Source organism: Aquimarina sp. TRL1 (assembly GCF_013365535.1).
Lineage (GTDB): Bacteria > Bacteroidota > Bacteroidia > Flavobacteriales > Flavobacteriaceae > Aquimarina > Aquimarina hainanensis.
Genome location: NZ_CP053590.1, coordinates 443,037 through 458,146, shown reverse-complemented (window position 1 = coordinate 458,146; position 15,110 = coordinate 443,037). Strand labels below are relative to the sequence as shown.

General features: G+C 34.4%; 15 protein-coding genes. All 15 read right to left on the bottom strand.

Translation table 11 applies throughout. The annotated features are described in order from the left end of the window. Window positions 1-80: 80 nt before the first annotated feature. The 15 genes from HN014_RS01725 to HN014_RS01655 all read right to left on the bottom strand — a co-directional run bounded on the left by HN014_RS01725 (window position 81) and on the right by HN014_RS01655 (window position 14,853). Window positions 81-1,238 (bottom strand): MFS transporter, encoded by a 1,158-nt coding sequence (locus HN014_RS01725; protein ID WP_176027187.1) that lies wholly within the window; start codon window positions 1,236-1,238, stop codon window positions 81-83. 227 nt (window positions 1,239-1,465) lie between these two features. Beyond that, window positions 1,466-2,803, bottom strand: coding sequence for a lysine N(6)-hydroxylase/L-ornithine N(5)-oxygenase family protein (locus tag HN014_RS01720; RefSeq protein WP_176027186.1), 1,338 nt, complete (start codon window positions 2,801-2,803; stop codon window positions 1,466-1,468). A 55-nt stretch (window positions 2,804-2,858) separates the two neighbouring features. Further along, window positions 2,859-4,367: an aspartate aminotransferase family protein gene (locus HN014_RS01715; protein WP_176027185.1), complete on the bottom strand. Its 1,509-nt coding sequence runs from the start codon at window positions 4,365-4,367 to the stop codon at window positions 2,859-2,861. Window positions 4,368-4,693: 326 nt separating this feature from the next. Beyond that, a complete protein-coding gene (gene azu / locus HN014_RS01710; protein WP_176027184.1) occupies window positions 4,694-5,194 on the bottom strand; it encodes an azurin in 501 nt (166 codons plus the stop codon). A gap of 50 nt (window positions 5,195-5,244) precedes the next feature. Beyond that, the gene (locus HN014_RS01705) at window positions 5,245-5,583 is read right to left on the bottom strand and encodes a cupin domain-containing protein (RefSeq protein ID WP_176027183.1); all 339 of its coding nucleotides are present in this window, start codon (window positions 5,581-5,583) and stop codon (window positions 5,245-5,247) included. 170 nt (window positions 5,584-5,753) lie between these two features. Further along, window positions 5,754-6,497, bottom strand: a complete 744-nt coding sequence (locus HN014_RS01700; RefSeq protein WP_176027182.1) for an SDR family oxidoreductase — start codon at window positions 6,495-6,497, stop codon at window positions 5,754-5,756. 225 nt (window positions 6,498-6,722) lie between these two features. Then, window positions 6,723-8,540, bottom strand: a complete 1,818-nt coding sequence (locus HN014_RS01695) for an IucA/IucC family siderophore biosynthesis protein (protein ID WP_176027181.1) — start codon at window positions 8,538-8,540, stop codon at window positions 6,723-6,725. A 323-nt stretch (window positions 8,541-8,863) separates the two neighbouring features. Further along, window positions 8,864-9,601, bottom strand: a complete 738-nt coding sequence (locus HN014_RS01690) for a YggS family pyridoxal phosphate-dependent enzyme (RefSeq protein WP_176027180.1) — start codon at window positions 9,599-9,601, stop codon at window positions 8,864-8,866. Continuing rightward, the gene (locus HN014_RS01685; RefSeq protein WP_176027179.1) at window positions 9,598-10,194 is read right to left on the bottom strand and encodes a MarR family winged helix-turn-helix transcriptional regulator; all 597 of its coding nucleotides are present in this window, start codon (window positions 10,192-10,194) and stop codon (window positions 9,598-9,600) included. The genes HN014_RS01690 and HN014_RS01685 overlap by 4 nt, the downstream gene beginning before the upstream one ends. A 12-nt stretch (window positions 10,195-10,206) precedes the next feature. Beyond that, window positions 10,207-10,944 carry an AAA family ATPase gene (locus HN014_RS01680; RefSeq protein WP_176027178.1) on the bottom strand — a complete coding sequence of 246 codons (738 nt, stop codon included), beginning with the start codon at window positions 10,942-10,944 and terminating at the stop codon, window positions 10,207-10,209. Between the two features lie 31 nt (window positions 10,945-10,975). Continuing rightward, the gene (locus tag HN014_RS01675) at window positions 10,976-11,233 is read right to left on the bottom strand and encodes a DUF2024 family protein (protein ID WP_176027177.1); all 258 of its coding nucleotides are present in this window, start codon (window positions 11,231-11,233) and stop codon (window positions 10,976-10,978) included. 79 nt (window positions 11,234-11,312) lie between these two features. Then, the gene (locus tag HN014_RS01670; RefSeq protein ID WP_176027176.1) at window positions 11,313-11,546 is read right to left on the bottom strand and encodes a thioredoxin family protein; all 234 of its coding nucleotides are present in this window, start codon (window positions 11,544-11,546) and stop codon (window positions 11,313-11,315) included. Window positions 11,547-11,564: 18 nt separating this feature from the next. Continuing rightward, on the bottom strand, window positions 11,565-12,320 hold the full coding sequence (locus HN014_RS01665) for a hypothetical protein (RefSeq protein WP_176027175.1): 756 nt from the start codon (window positions 12,318-12,320) through the stop codon (window positions 11,565-11,567). Window positions 12,321-12,488: 168 nt separating this feature from the next. Then, window positions 12,489-13,952: a catalase gene (locus HN014_RS01660; RefSeq protein WP_176027174.1), complete on the bottom strand. Its 1,464-nt coding sequence runs from the start codon at window positions 13,950-13,952 to the stop codon at window positions 12,489-12,491. 139 nt (window positions 13,953-14,091) lie between these two features. Further along, window positions 14,092-14,853 carry a cyclase family protein gene (locus HN014_RS01655; RefSeq protein ID WP_176027173.1) on the bottom strand — a complete coding sequence of 254 codons (762 nt, stop codon included), beginning with the start codon at window positions 14,851-14,853 and terminating at the stop codon, window positions 14,092-14,094. Window positions 14,854-15,110 lie beyond the last annotated feature (257 nt).

Genomic DNA, 15,110 nt, shown 5'->3' with positions numbered 1-15,110 from the left:
GTTCCTTGATAAAAGAGGTGTTGTAATTTTGATAGGAAAATAGGAGAACATCGGTTTAGGTTTTAAAAATAGACAAGAGGTTATGATACTTTTGCTAATTTCTTTTGATTCGATTTTAGCTCTGTTTTAAAAAATATATAATATAAGCTGACTGTGATTCCGAATCCGATTAATGCTGTAAAAAAAGGAATTCTTAGTCCGTAATTATCTACCAGGATCCCTATCGAAAAAGAGGACAATAGTACTCCCAGGTTTTTGAAAAAATGAATTTTACTATAATCGGTAGTATAGGATTCTTTGGTACTGAAAGTAAAGAGTAATACCTCCATTCTAACAACGATATGAAATATAGCCCATCCATAAATGACACGTCCTGCAATAACTAAAGCTTCATGAGGGATTCCCTGGAGTAATAACCCAATAATCCCCAGAAAAATAGAAGACATGATTCCTTCATAACTGCCCTTTTTTGATGATTTACTTTTATTATACCATAATGCAATTAATGCCATTAGTCCAGGAATAGCATATATGGATCCAGAAATGATTTTACTGTCATATACCGATAAAAATTCCCAGTATTTAGAGAAGAATGGGCGAATAGATGCGGAACTAAAATATAAAATCAATAAAATAAGTCCCAGTTTTAGTACAAAACCTTTAGGAGAACGCTGATTTTCGGGAAGGTTTTTGGAAGCGTCTTCTTTTTTTGTTTTGGAAATATTGCTGGTTAGTAAAAATATACTGGTCGCCATTAATAAGAAATCTCCAATTGCCTTGATCAGATAAATATTATTTGCATCCAGAAAGTCGACAACAATTCCTCCGATGACAGCTCCTGAAATACTTCCTAAATGAACAACAACTGATAGTAGTCCGATCGTATTTGTATGCTCTTTTCGGGTAATTGTTTTTAGAATATAAGGATATACCAAGAGATAACTTCCTTTAAAAAGAATCATGATTAATGATACAATCCAAAAATTGAGATAAGATGTCGTCCAATAGCAATATAAGGCCAGAATACCAGCGATAAATTGAGTACATACTAATATATTAAGTTCTGCAACTCGTTTAGAAAGATATGCCCAGCAAGGGAATGAGATCATTACCATTGCACATATAGCAGCAAAATAATATCCCACATATTTAGGGTCGGTAACACCAAAACGAGCTTCAAAAAACTGAGGATAAAAAGGATGTAACATATAGTCGCAGAGAACTGCTACTAAAGTCATAAATATCAAAAACGACTTGATTTTCATTTTGTGTAAAAGAGTTAAGAAAGATTTATTGTTTATTAGGAGAAACGGATGATTGTGTAATTTGATGTTTTGTAAAAAAGAAGTAAAAAGCTTGACAGTCAAAAGAAGAAAAAATACTTTTTATTCTATAGCTATGGTTTGAATAAAAATCTGATAACTGCAAGCTTTTGTACTTCTGCATGGTTGGCGTAATATTATTGTTAAGACGGATTTACAGCATTACTTACCTGGATTTCTTCATCTTCCGTTACTTCAAATTGCTGGAATGCTATTTTTTGTTCTATCGGATAGTATTCTTTTCCGGTAATTTCTTTTATGATGTACGAGTTTCTGTAACAAGCCATCCCTAAATCCGGAGTAACAAACCCATGGGTATGTAGTTCAGCATTTTGCACGAAGATTTCGTTTCCTTTTGTATCAATACTATAGTTACGGTTAACGGCATATCTGTTTTTCTGATCCCACTGGATTCTATTTTCGATATCTTCTATAAATGTTGGTTGTTTATAGGTATATCCTGTCGCCAGTACGAGCCCTTCTACCAGATGTCTGTAATGCTTATCCTGCTCTGTCTGATGTATTTCTAAATTAAACTTGTTTTGTTCAGTGTCAAAAGAAGCCTTCTTTAATTCAGAATTTGTTCTTAACTGGATTTTAATATCATCCTTGATAAGTTTTTTGGTATATAACAAATCAAAAATAGCCCCTATCAGATCTTGATTCACTCCTTTGTAGAGGTGCTTTTGATTAGAAATTAAATGATCTCTTTTGGTTTCAGGAAGGTTATAGAAGTAATCAACATATTCAGGAGATGTCATTTCCAGTGTTAACTTTGAATACTCTAATGGGAAATATCTTGGCGATCTGGTTATCCAGTTTAATTCATAACCAATAGTGTCGATATCCTGTAATAAATCATAGAATATTTCTGCTGCACTCTGACCACTTCCTAAAACGGTAATTGACTTTTTTTTCTGTAATTCTTCTTTGTGATATAGATAACCAGAAGAATGAACAGCCTGTGATTTAAGAGAAGAACAACACTTAGGGATATAAGGAACCGTTCCGGTTCCAAAGACTAACTTTTTTGCTTTGTATATTTTCAGGTCACTTGTTTGAGTACAGGTAGCGGTAATAATATAGCATTTTTCTTGTTCGCTGTATTGAATATGCTTTACTTCTGTACTAAAGTGAACATTAGGGAGTTTTTTGATAGCCCATTGACAGTATTTGTTATATTCGTTTCTCAAAACAAGGAAGTTTTCTCTTATGTAAAAAGAATACATACGCCCTTGCTCTTTCATATAGTTAAGGAAACTGAATGGGTTGGTAGGATCAGCGAGCGTTACAAGATCCGCCATAAAAGGAATCTGTAACGTGGTGTCCTGAAGCATCATCCCGGGATGCCAATCAAACTTTTCTTTTTTATCTAGAAAAACACCTTCTAATTCATCAATAGATTCTGTGAGACATGCCAGACCAAGGTTAAATGGACCCACTCCAATAGCTAAAAAGTCCAAAATTTTTGTGTGGTTCATAGGGATTTGATTTTTTTGAATTTAAATAATCGTTAAAATGTTATGGCAAAAAAGCCTAATTACTCATTTTATATTCCTGCCCTTTTTGCTTGATCTGATTTATAATGTCTATAAGGTTACTTATAGTACTTTTAGGGTTTAAGAGGGTGAATTTTAAATAAGTATTACCGTTATATTTCGTACTGGCAACAGATGTTTGACCAGACTTGAATAAAGTGTTTTTTATAAATAAATTGATGGTGTCATGAATGGTGTTGTCTTCAATTCCTTTGGCTTTGAAACGAAAGACTAATGTACTTAATTCGGGTTCATGAATCACTTCGAAAAAAGGATCGTTCTTAATTTCATGATAGATTTCCTGAGCTAGTAAATGAACTGCTTCCAGATAAGAAGCAAGTGTTTTTTGTCCCGTAACTTTTAAGGTGAACCACAATTTTAATGCATCAAATCTTCTGGTGGTTTGCAGTGATTTTTCAATGAGATTAGGACATTCAGTATCTCTGCTTTCTAATGGGTTTAAATAATCAGCATAATAAGAAACATAGCGGAAATGTTGTCTGTTTTTGGCAATAAATGCACTCGAACATACAGGTTGGAACATTGTCTTGTGAAAATCTACCGTTACAGAATCTGCGTATTGCACACTTTCTAATAAGTGCTTATGTGTATCGGTTATAACATAACATCCCCCATAGGCGCCATCTGCATGTAACCAAATATCGTATTCTTTAGCGATTTTAGAGATGGTAGTAAGAGGATCGAAACTTCCGAAATCAGTAGTTCCCATAGTGGCAACGATACCGATTGGGATATTCCCGTGTTGTTTTTCTTTTTCGATAGCCTGAACCAATGCTTCGGGTTTCATCTTCATTCTTTCATCGGTTTCAATTGTGATCACCGAATTATATCCCATACCGAGTAATGCCGCATTCTTCTTAATGCTAAAATGTGCTTTGTCCGAACAAAAAAATCTGAATTTACTCACTACATCAGCCCATCCATTTTCCTTAAGGTTTAATCCGAAGTGCTTAAACGCATAATGATCTCTGGCCATCAGGAGTGCCATAAAATTAGACTGGGTTCCTCCACTGGTGAATACTCCATCGGCTTCTTTTGGGAACTTAAATTCATTACTGATCCACCTGATCATTTCTTGTTCTATCAAAGTGGCAGAAGTGCTTTGATCCCAGGTTTCTACTGCAGTATTAACAGAAGATGCGATGAGATCACCTACAAGTGCCGGAATTAATATGGGACAATTAAGATGTGCTACATATTGTGGATTGTGAAAAGAAATTGCATGATCTAAAAATAAAGTCTTAATTTCTTTTAAACTTTCTTCTATAGAAATAGGAGATGATGGATCTGCTTGTATAAGGTGCTTAAGAGCTCTCAGGTTATTTGGCTTTTCTCCACTATAAAAATTCTCATTGTTTAGGAAACCTTTGATGTATTGTACTGCATTAAAAATCGCATCTTCATATTCGTGTTTGGAATCGGCATCAAAAAGAAGTTTGGTGTCAATTGAGAGAGGAGTAAGAGTTTTTTCAGTTTCAAGTAGCATAATTATTTTTATTTGGTCTAAATAATTTTTTACACAAAACTAAATCCAAACAAAAGAACTAAATGACGTATAAGGGAGAAAAAAAGACGCGGATGAAGCCGTTCACGTATAGAAGTATTCACAGATTTATACGTGATTTATAGAAATAACTGTTAATGATTTGGTAAAGGGAAAAGGAAGTGTCTAAAAGATTTAAAAAAACTGCGATTAATTAACATATGTTTTGAAAACTAACCGCAGTGAGAAATTGGTGTTTTTTTTAGTTTAAAGAAAATCTGACAGTGTAGAATAGGACTTCTTTTATTACAATATTAGAATCATTGTACTTATTCTACAATCAATTTTCCTTTCATTAATGTATAATGTGCCGGGAAGCTACATATGTAATCATAGGTTCCTGGAGCAGGAGCATCAAAGGTAATTGTTACTTTTTCTCCTCCTCCTATTAACTTTGTATAGGCAATGACGTCGTCACCCTCCGGAATGTATTCTGTATCCTTTGCTTTCATTGCTTTTCTGGCAAATTGAATAATATCAGTTCCTTGCTGTAATAACACAAAGTTATGTCCCATAACATTTTTACTCATGGTTCCTGCGTGCTGGAGGGTTAATGTAATTTTTTCGCCTTTTTTTACTCGAAGTATTTTTTTATCGAATTGCATCTGGTCATTAGAAGATAAGATAATCGTGTTACTGACGAGATCATTCGATGATGCTTCGGTTTTGTTTTTTGATTGGATGGTTATTCTTTCTGGTTTTTCTTTCTGGTTGGAATTACATCCTAGAAGGGCGATGATGGTACCTGCAATAAATACTACTTTTTTCATATAAATAATTTACTTGGAATGGTGTGTTGTTTTTGTCAAAGACAAGCATGCTATTGTACGATGTCCTTAACTCTTTTTTCTGAATCATTCTTAGATAAAGAAAGCCTGATAATACTATCTTCTTTTGCAAATAAACTATGAGGAACTCCTCCTTCTAATGAAATAATATCTCCTTTCTGAAGCAGATATGTTTCCTGCCGAACAGTAAAGGAGATAGCTCCTTCAAATATTTCGACCGCAATAGGAAATGGTGTTTGATGTTCTTTCATGAGTTGACCATTTTTCATTGCAATTCGAATTTCTTTAGCGTATTCAGTTTCTAACAATACAGAAATAGAAGGTTTTTTTTCATTGAATGTTACATCTTTATGGAGAGAAGCTATTTTCATAGGGTGTTTTTTTGCATTAAATAATACTAAGACATAGTACAGAACATATAATTCTGTAATTAAGAATGAATCAAAATTATAAAAAAGCTACTTGTCATTATATGATTCCAGTCATAAAATTATGATAAGGTGATATGAAAAATTTATGCATAGACATAAGATGAAATGTATCAGTTGTTAGCATTTATTTTTTTGATGGCGAAAGAGGGAAATAGACGTGATATAAGGTAAAAAAGCTTTACTTTTCCTACTTTAACTTCAGTTTTACCCTTTTCAATGGCTTGTATCATTTCTGAGACCGCCTGGTTTGGCTGAATTGCAAAAGAAGGGAGTTTAGCACCTTTATGCCATGGTGTGTCTACCAGAGGGAATAATACTTCTATTACGTTTATGGGAGTGTTTTTTAGCTGTAGTCTCAATGTTTGTGTAAAAGAATGTAACCCGGCCTTTGTCGCGTTATAAATGGGGTAACTGGCTTTAGGAGCGTACACTAAACCTGTGGTGATATTGATGATCGTAGCCTTGTTATTTTGAGCTAATATGGGTAAAAAAAGTTTAGAGAGTGTAATAGGAGCGATAAGGTTGGTATTGATTTCTGTAATTGCTTTATCGATCATATTCGGGTCGTCCATAAAACTGGTATTGTGAACTAGTGCGGCATTATTAATAATAATATTACACCTGGGATAAATACTTGCTACTTTATGCGCGAGAGATTCACAATCTTGTTGCCTGGATAAGTCGCAGGAATAAGTAATTATATCAGGATAAGCAGTTTTTACCCGTTCAAGTTTTTTTTCAGATCTTCCACAGATAATAACTGTATTGTTCTGGTGAATCAATTTTTTGGCAAGTGCTAAGCCAATTCCAGAACTTCCTCCGGTAATTAAAATAGTGTTGTTTCTAAGTATCATAACCATATTGAATTAATGACAACAAAGAAATAGTGATTACAACAGATATGCATTGATCTAGATCAATCGCATTATTTTTGTTTTTTAAGAAAAGTAAATGATTGGATTCAGATAGGGGAGAGGTCCGTTGATATGGGATAATCTGAAAGAAAAAGCTTCTCTTACTATAAAAAATAAAAGAGAAGCTTTCCGTGATTTTTAAAAAAAAGTAAGGACGTATTTTGTTTAGATTGCTAATGGGTTCGGGAAGTGAATATGAGTTACAGCTCCTACAGGATTTAAAGCCTCATCTTTTCCACTAAGTCGAGTTAGTAAATTACTTTTTAATTGCCAGGTATCGCTATCCAATAAGTAGGATGCTAATTGGGTTTCATCCTTCGTTTTCCAATATGCTAATCGTTCACGAAGGTGTTCTAAGAGTACTTTTTCTTCAATGAGATCTTGTATCGCAAAACTAGTGACGATTTCCATTACATTTCGGGCAAAAAAGTAATAGGCATACCAGGCCCCTACTTCATCATCTGCTCCCGATGCTTTTGTAGGAAGCTCGATATCGGGTACATAGGCAGCAACTTCTTCGGATTTAGATTCTCTAAAATAGAACCCTTGACTATCCCTAAAATAGATTTTATAAGGATATCCGGCTTCATCAATTTCCAACATCGTATTTTGATGATGGGCTTCGAATATAAGACCAAATTCATTGTACACCGATATGATTGTGTCTAAGAAAATATGAATGTATTTCTTAAACCAGATAAGGGATACTTCAGAAAGAGAACGTTGTTCCTGCTTACTGATATGAGATATGATATTATGCAGACGATCTGAGTAGCCTAATACCCCTTGCTGACATAATTGACCAAGCATAAAAATGTTTTGATCGAGTTTGGTAAACGGATTTTCTCTAAGACAGGTGTTACATCCTTTGATGATATGATCTCCACTTTTTAATGTAATATAGCCTGGATCTTTTATTACGACAAAATTAGGGTGCGCTTCTTTAAACTTTCTTCCGAATTCCGAATTCATTAATTTACTAATCTCATATCCGGTAACCATTTCTTGATATAAGTTACATCGTACTGAATTGGTAATTTTGATATGCAAAGAGAATTTTAACATAAAATCACTGTCTTCTGCATATACAGTTCTAAAAGAAGAGGTAGCTGTAAAGTCAGGTCCCATTTCTCCTAAAGAGAACAATACTTCTTTTTCTAATAGTTCTTTAAATACATCATCATTTTCTTGCAGATAGGTGGCTTCCCAAGGGTGTAATGGAAGAAGTTTCCATGTAGGATTTTCTGTGATTTTTTGTTTGGCTAATGGCGTTAAGTGATGTTTATCTTTTAACGCTTTCATCAATATGGTAGAAACAGGGGAAGCTTCTGCATTATTTTCTAGGATGTACTCCGGATGTGCTAAAAAATAATGAACTTTAAATTTAGCTTTTGTTTCAGGAGAGTATTTAATTAAATCATCATCAGAAATGGCAGATCTGCTTTTGGGAACAGGATGTGCCGGAGGTCCGGGGATGATAGCTTGATCTGCATCTATAAAATTAGTTTTTATAGCATGAATGCTTTCTATGTCATTAAAATTGAGGTCTCTGTATTTTAGAAACATTTCAGTATTATCACAACTATTAAGGATGCTATTTTTGAAATCCTTCATAGTTTCATTAGTAGTAGATTGCCCTTTCGTTAGGTCTTCTAATACTATCTCAGAGAAATCAGAAAGGTTTGGGAAATTAATCGTATCTGAGACCCGATCTACCACTATTACTGGAAGCTGCAAAGAATATCTCCACTTGTTTAAGGATTTAAAAGTAACCGGACAGTAAATATCCTTGTTGACAAAATTTAAAGGTAGATGTATCCAGTTTGTATACGAAGTGTCTTTAAAATGATTTTGTAAAGAACTACTTTCTTTGGATAGAGAGTTTAGTACAGTTCCTCCTTTGTGAATATCTACAATATAACAGTTAAGTAGGGCGGTAAAGGAAATTTTTTCTGCTTCATTTCTATATGCTGTTGATTTCATGAAACGGTTTTTAGGTTTAGGTTTATGAGAATACATTTTAAAATATCACTTAGAAGTTAAAGTGTGATATTTTTATTTAGATTTATTAAAATTAATAATCGTGATTGCAAATATATTATAAACCTGCCTATATCTATGACTTTTGAGGGGTGAATTTTGTATTAAAAAAAATAGTTGTTTGATTGTGAGTTCTTAATAAGTAATAGGAAGGGAGAGGGATAAAGAAAGATAAGCTGATATCCGAATATATCAACTTATCTAGAGGTGTATATTTTGTTTAAGAATTAAAAATATTAATACCTGACTGTAGAAATATTGTATTTTTATATGATGGTTTTCTGTTCGTTCCAGTAATAAGTGTCTGGATATTCTCTTTCTCCAAAAATAGCAGTCCCTACCCGAATGATAGTAGCGCCTTCTTCTATTGCTATCTCCAGATCTCCACTCATCCCCATAGAAAGCTCTTCAATTTTTATATTGGGAATAGCTGAGGCATTTACCTGTTCCTGAATTGTTTTAAGTGTTTTAAAACATTTTCGTACTTCTTCGGATTTTGTACTTAATAGACCAATAGTCATAAGCCCTTTGATGTTTAATGTCTCGAACTGGGATATTTCTTTGAGTAAAGGGATCGCATTCTCTGGGGAGACACCAAACTTACTTTTTTCTCCGGAGGTGTTTACTTGTACAAAAATATCTAGTGTTTTATTATCCAGAGCAAGCCGATTATGGAGCTTTTGAGCTAGAGAAATTCGGTCTACGGATTCTATGCAATGTGCCCATTTCAGGACCTCCTTAATTTTGTTAGTTTGCAAATGCCCTATAAAGTGGATTTCCGGTTTAGCGACAGAAATGGTACTCGCCTTTTGTTTTAATTCCTGTACTTTATTTTCTCCAATCAGAGAAAATCCTTCATCGATTGCAATTTGAATCCGATCAGGAGAAACGGTTTTTGTAGCAAGTAGTAAACGAACTTCTTCAGGGTTTCTATTAGATTTATGGCAGGCAGTCTGAATGCGTTTTTGTATAGTATGTAGGTTGTTAATGATGTGTTTTTTCATGTAGAAATGGCTTGATGTTCAGGGCAGTCGACCCTGAGTTCTTTGGTTTTTAATGGTTTTTTGATAAGCGTACAATAATGATTGTCCTTCTCTTTTTGATAATGAAAACAAGTAAAACACATGCGTTGTACCGTAATGATATCTTGCTTGTTTAGTGAATGAATCATTTGTAGCAGGCTCATAAAAAAAGTATTTTTCTCATTTACAGAAAGAGAAGAAAGCCCTTTTTCCATGCTATTAGCAAAATGGCTTGTTTTTTCAGTAATTTCTTTCCCTTTCTCTGTCAATTGAATGGAATAGCTTCGGGCATCTTCTTCTTTAATTTTGAGAATCAACCCTTTTTTTTCTAGTGATTTTACGGCATCACTAACCGTTGGTTTTGTTAGAGAAAATTCTAATGCCAGATGCCCGATTTTCCTTTTTTCAGCCGGATGAAACATACAGAAAATCAAAATTTGTATTTGGATAGGACTTAATCGATATTCTTTGGCTTGTTCCCATAAAAGTACCCGAAAAGATTGAGAAATTCTTTCCAGAGATACGATGATCTTCTTCGTAATGTCATCAGCATTGGGATTAAAGATACTATCCATAGTACAAAAATATTAGTTCGTGATGTTTATATTGATCAGAGCAGCTTTCTTTTTCTCTTCCTCTTCAATGACTTGTTTTTTGACAGCATTTATAGCAAGCACTTTAGCTTCGGCAAAAGAGATGTCATATTCTCGTTTGATATTTCTGAATTTCGCTGGATACTTATCCAGAATATGGTTGTAATAAGAGTCTAATAATTGGTGATGAGGGAGTTGAAAATGAATTTTAATTTCAAATCTTCTCAGCAATGCTGTGTCAATGACATGAGATTGATTGGTAGCAGCAATAATGATTGCATTATCCGGGAGATAGTCGATTAACTGGATTAGTGTATTGACAATCCGCTTCATCTCACTGGAATCAGTATCGTCATAATCTCTGATTTTTCCTAAAGAATCAAATTCATCCAAAAACAGAATTGAACCTTGCCGGGTCACTTTTTTGAATAGTGTAGTGATATTTTTAGCGGTTTCTCCAAGACGAGAAGAAACAATTGCTCCAAGATTAACGACGATAATTTTTTTACCAAGTGCTTTAGCAAGCGCTTTTGCGGTCATTGTTTTTCCACAACCCGTGTGTCCGAAAAAAAATAATTTATTGTTAATAGGTAAATTATACTGTTTTAAGGCTTCTGCATGGGAATATTCTTTGATAAACTGATCTATTTTTTCCTTTCCTTCAGCATCGAAAGTGATATCATTAAGGTCAATAGTCCCTTCCTCTTCAAAATACAAATCGGATAATGTCATAGTGCTAATGTAATCATCTGTTATAAATGGATTAACAATTTTCCATTTCTATAATATAAAAATTATTTTTTTTAATGTGATTTTCGATTTCTTCCGGGGCCGTTTCTATGTGGCAAAACCTGCAAGCTGAGGTCGTTAAACCAATGTCAGACACCCCTTTTGAAGATAAATATGCTTTTCCATATTCATATACTTTTTCTACAGGCGTATTTTCTTCAACAAGAATATCAAAATGCATAATTACAGATTTATTTTTAGGTACATAGGTGTCGTATACTGATACTTTCATTTTTTCTTTTATTTAAAATTGTTTAAAAAGTTGGTTGCCAAAGAATCAGCTAAAGATTTTTTGGCAACCCTATTGTTGATTAGCCTTTTACATCGGCTAAAGATGCTCCAAAATTGATATGGAGTACATTTCCATTAGGGGTAACCAGTGCAGGGACTGATTGTACTCCAGCTTTTTCTGCATCTGGAAGTCTGGAAGTGTCTTCTGCAAAGTTTACAATCTCAACTTCAGAAGGATTAATTAATGATAATAGGTCTTGCTCTGCGCTAACACATACAGAACATCCGGCGTGATAAAAAATTGATTTACTCATAACATTGATTTATAATAATTATTTAATAGTGACAGTATATGGAAGTGAAAGGTTGGTTGACGCTATGCTATATACACTATAAACCCCAAGCATTGGAATGTCCTTTTTAGAAGTGTTTACTTGCATATAAGCAGTGACAGCATCAAAAGAGAATTGTGTCTTGTTATTTATTCTGGATTTGGGAACTAGTACTTTTATATAGTTCTCTTTCTTGAGTACAGAATACCCAGGAGAATCCATAAACATTGGCATTCCGGGATTTGTAGGAGGAAGTTTTATTGATGAATCGCCTTTAGAGAATTGTTTCACAGAAAATCCTCCGGGTACTCTTTTATCTTCCTGTAAAATAACCCAGTGCGGATGCCATATAATTCCATCATCGGTATAATTCATATTGGAATTCTCATCCCATAATGGCGTGTCATCAAAATCCGGATGAGATGTTATCGCTAGGGCAACAATACCGGTAGTAGCTGAGAATCCAACATCAATAGGAGAGAGGGTAGTGGGGAATACATATCCCAGTACAGGGGCTCCGTCTAATTTTCCATAAGTTATAGGGGTTGTTTGTCCGGCAGTCCCTTTAACCTGTATTGAAAAAATTAGCTGTTCCAGTGCTTGATCATACTGTACTTCTGTTGCAATGATCTTTAAGTCCTCGCTGGTAGAAAAGGACTCATGTTCATTTGTTTGTTGTCTTGCAAAACTTGATATGCAATACATAGAAACAATGTATAAAACAACATGTAGTTTTGATAAAGAATTGCTTGTCATGGGTTATAGTTATTAAGTTATAATGCGAATGTATATATAATAGTTAGGATTCCTAACTATTATATATACGTTTTTCTTATAATGTCATAGATGGATATTATATGGTATAAAAAAAGGTATTCAATACTGATTGAATACCTTTAATCGAATTTAGATGATTGAGAGCTCTTATACGAGATCCAGTTCGGTAATTTTAATACCGAGTGCTTTTGCTACTCCTTTCCCATATTCAGGATCTGCTTTAAAGCAATTGCTTATATGGCGTTCCTGAATAAATCGTTCAGCACCTCCTACTTGTCTGGCGGTGTTTTCGAAAAGAGTTTGTTGTTGTTCTTTGGTCATAATTCGAAATAAAGCTCCAGGTTGCGAATAATAATCTTCATCTTCTCTGTGATTCCAATGGTATGCATCTCCCTCTAAGGCCAATGGGGGTTCTGCATGTGATTTTTCTTCTTTCCACTGACCATAGCTATTAGGTTCATAATGAACAGAAGCTCCTTCATTTCCATCTACCCTCATTGCTCCGTCTTTGTGATAATTATGGAAAGGACATTTAGGCGCGTTAACAGGGATTTGGTAGTGATTAACTCCTAATCTGTATCGTTGTGCATCTCCATATGAGAATAATCTACCTTGTAACATCTTATCAGGGGAGAAACCAATTCCATTGACAACGTTCGCCGGGTTAAAAGCTACTTGTTCAACTTCTGCAAAATAGTTTTCGGGATTTCGGTTCAATTCTAAGACACCAACATCAATTAACGGATAATCACTATGTGGCCATACTTTAGTTAAGTCAAAAGGATTGATGTGATAATCTTTGGCTTCTGCTTCCGGCATAATTTGCACTTTTAGATTCCATTTTGGGAAATCTTTATTTTCGATACTGTCAAACAAGTCTCTTTGATGACTTTCTCTATCTTTTCCGACAACTTCTGCAGCTTCCTGATCACTTAGGTTTTCAATTCCCTGTGCTGTTTTGAAATGGAATTTTACCCAAAACCGTTCATTATCATGATTGATAAAACTAAATGTATGACTACCATAGCCATTCATATGCCTATAAGTTTTAGGGATCCCTCGTTCACTCATGGTCATAGTGATTTGATGTAGAGATTCTGGTAATAATGTCCAGAAGTCCCAGTTGTTATTAGCACTTCGAAGGTTTGTTTTAGGATCTCTTTTTACTGCTTTATTTAGGTCTGGAAATTTATATGGATCACGTAAGAAAAATACAGGTGTATTGTTTCCTACTAAGTCCCAGTTTCCTTCTTCTGTATAAAATTTAACGGCAAATCCTCTAATATCTCTTTCTGCATCTGCAGCTCCTCTTTCTCCGGCAACTGTCGAAAACCGAAGGAAAACATCTGTTTTTTTATTGACCTCCGAGAATATTTTGGCTTTTGTGTATTTGGTGATATCATGAGTGACAGTAAAGGTTCCGTATGCCCCAGAACCTTTTGCGTGCATTCGTCTTTCAGGGATTACCTCTCTGTCAAAGTGCGCCAGTTTTTCCAGGAACCATACATCCTGTAATAACATAGGACCTCTTTTTCCTGCTGTTTGTACATTTTGGTTTTCAGCAATCGGTTTCCCCGATACTGATGTTAGTTTTTTATTATTCGCATCCATAACTTGTTGTTTTATAGTTTCAAAACTACAGTATTAATACGTATAAACAAAATCGATTGTTTTAATATAATAATAACAAAAAACTATAAAAGTATAAATGCCTTTGTGTTCATATAAGGTGTGCCGGTGATAAAATTGATTATTCAATCATGGCAACAACTCTGGCAGGTGCTGCAGAGGCTCCTACAATTTTTAGAGGAAATACCGCAACTTTAAAGCCTGTATATGGGAGTTTGTCCAGATTGACTAATTGTTCCATATGGCAATATTCTTTTCTTTGCCCCACTAAATGTGCTTCCCAGAAAAGTTCTGAATCATTTGTTTCTTTAGCTTTTTGTATTAAATAAGGCAAGGGGAGATCCCACCCCCAGGCATCAATTCCCATGACTTTTATTCCTTGATCAATTAGCCATTCTGTGGCTTCTGCACTCATTCCTGTACCTATTTTATGAAAGTCTTTAGTTCCATTGAATTTATCTCTTCCTGTTTTTATTAAAACAATCATTCCTTTAGTAAGTGTAAGCTCGTGTGTTTGTAAAAACTGTTGGAGATCCTCAGCGGTAATTTCATCAAAATCAGCTTTATGTGCCATATCTATAACAATTCCGTCACCATAGCACCACTCGAGAGGAATTTCATCGATTGTCTTGGAAGGAGCTCCGTTGCAGGTAGGGGAATAATGCCAGGGAGCGTCAATATGGGTAGTGGAGTGTACACCCATTTTCTGAATAGTATCATCAGCCCATCCAGTAAAATTCTTAGGGAATAGTCTAAAAGGTAATCCTAAAAATCGGAGTAACCACTTTGCTTTTTTGTGTGGTTTATGCTTGATTTTTACTTTCATAAACCAAGGGTCGGTCTTGTTATATTGGATGGGTTTTGATAGATCTATAATATTCATTTACTAATGTTTAAATTAAGGTACATCTTGTGTTAAGTTTTTTGAGTTGGCTAATATAGATAATCAATGTCGCTACGAGCAGCATTTGAATGAATTAATTTCGTGGAATTATATTAGTTAGCGCTAATCTATCTCTAAGATAATGAACAGTTTTTTAAAATAACCACTATTGGTTTCTCTTAACCTTTATTTAATTAAATTTTGATTTTTTATTGAATTATAGCTATTGATAATGCAGCGAAATTTGCGCGAAAAAA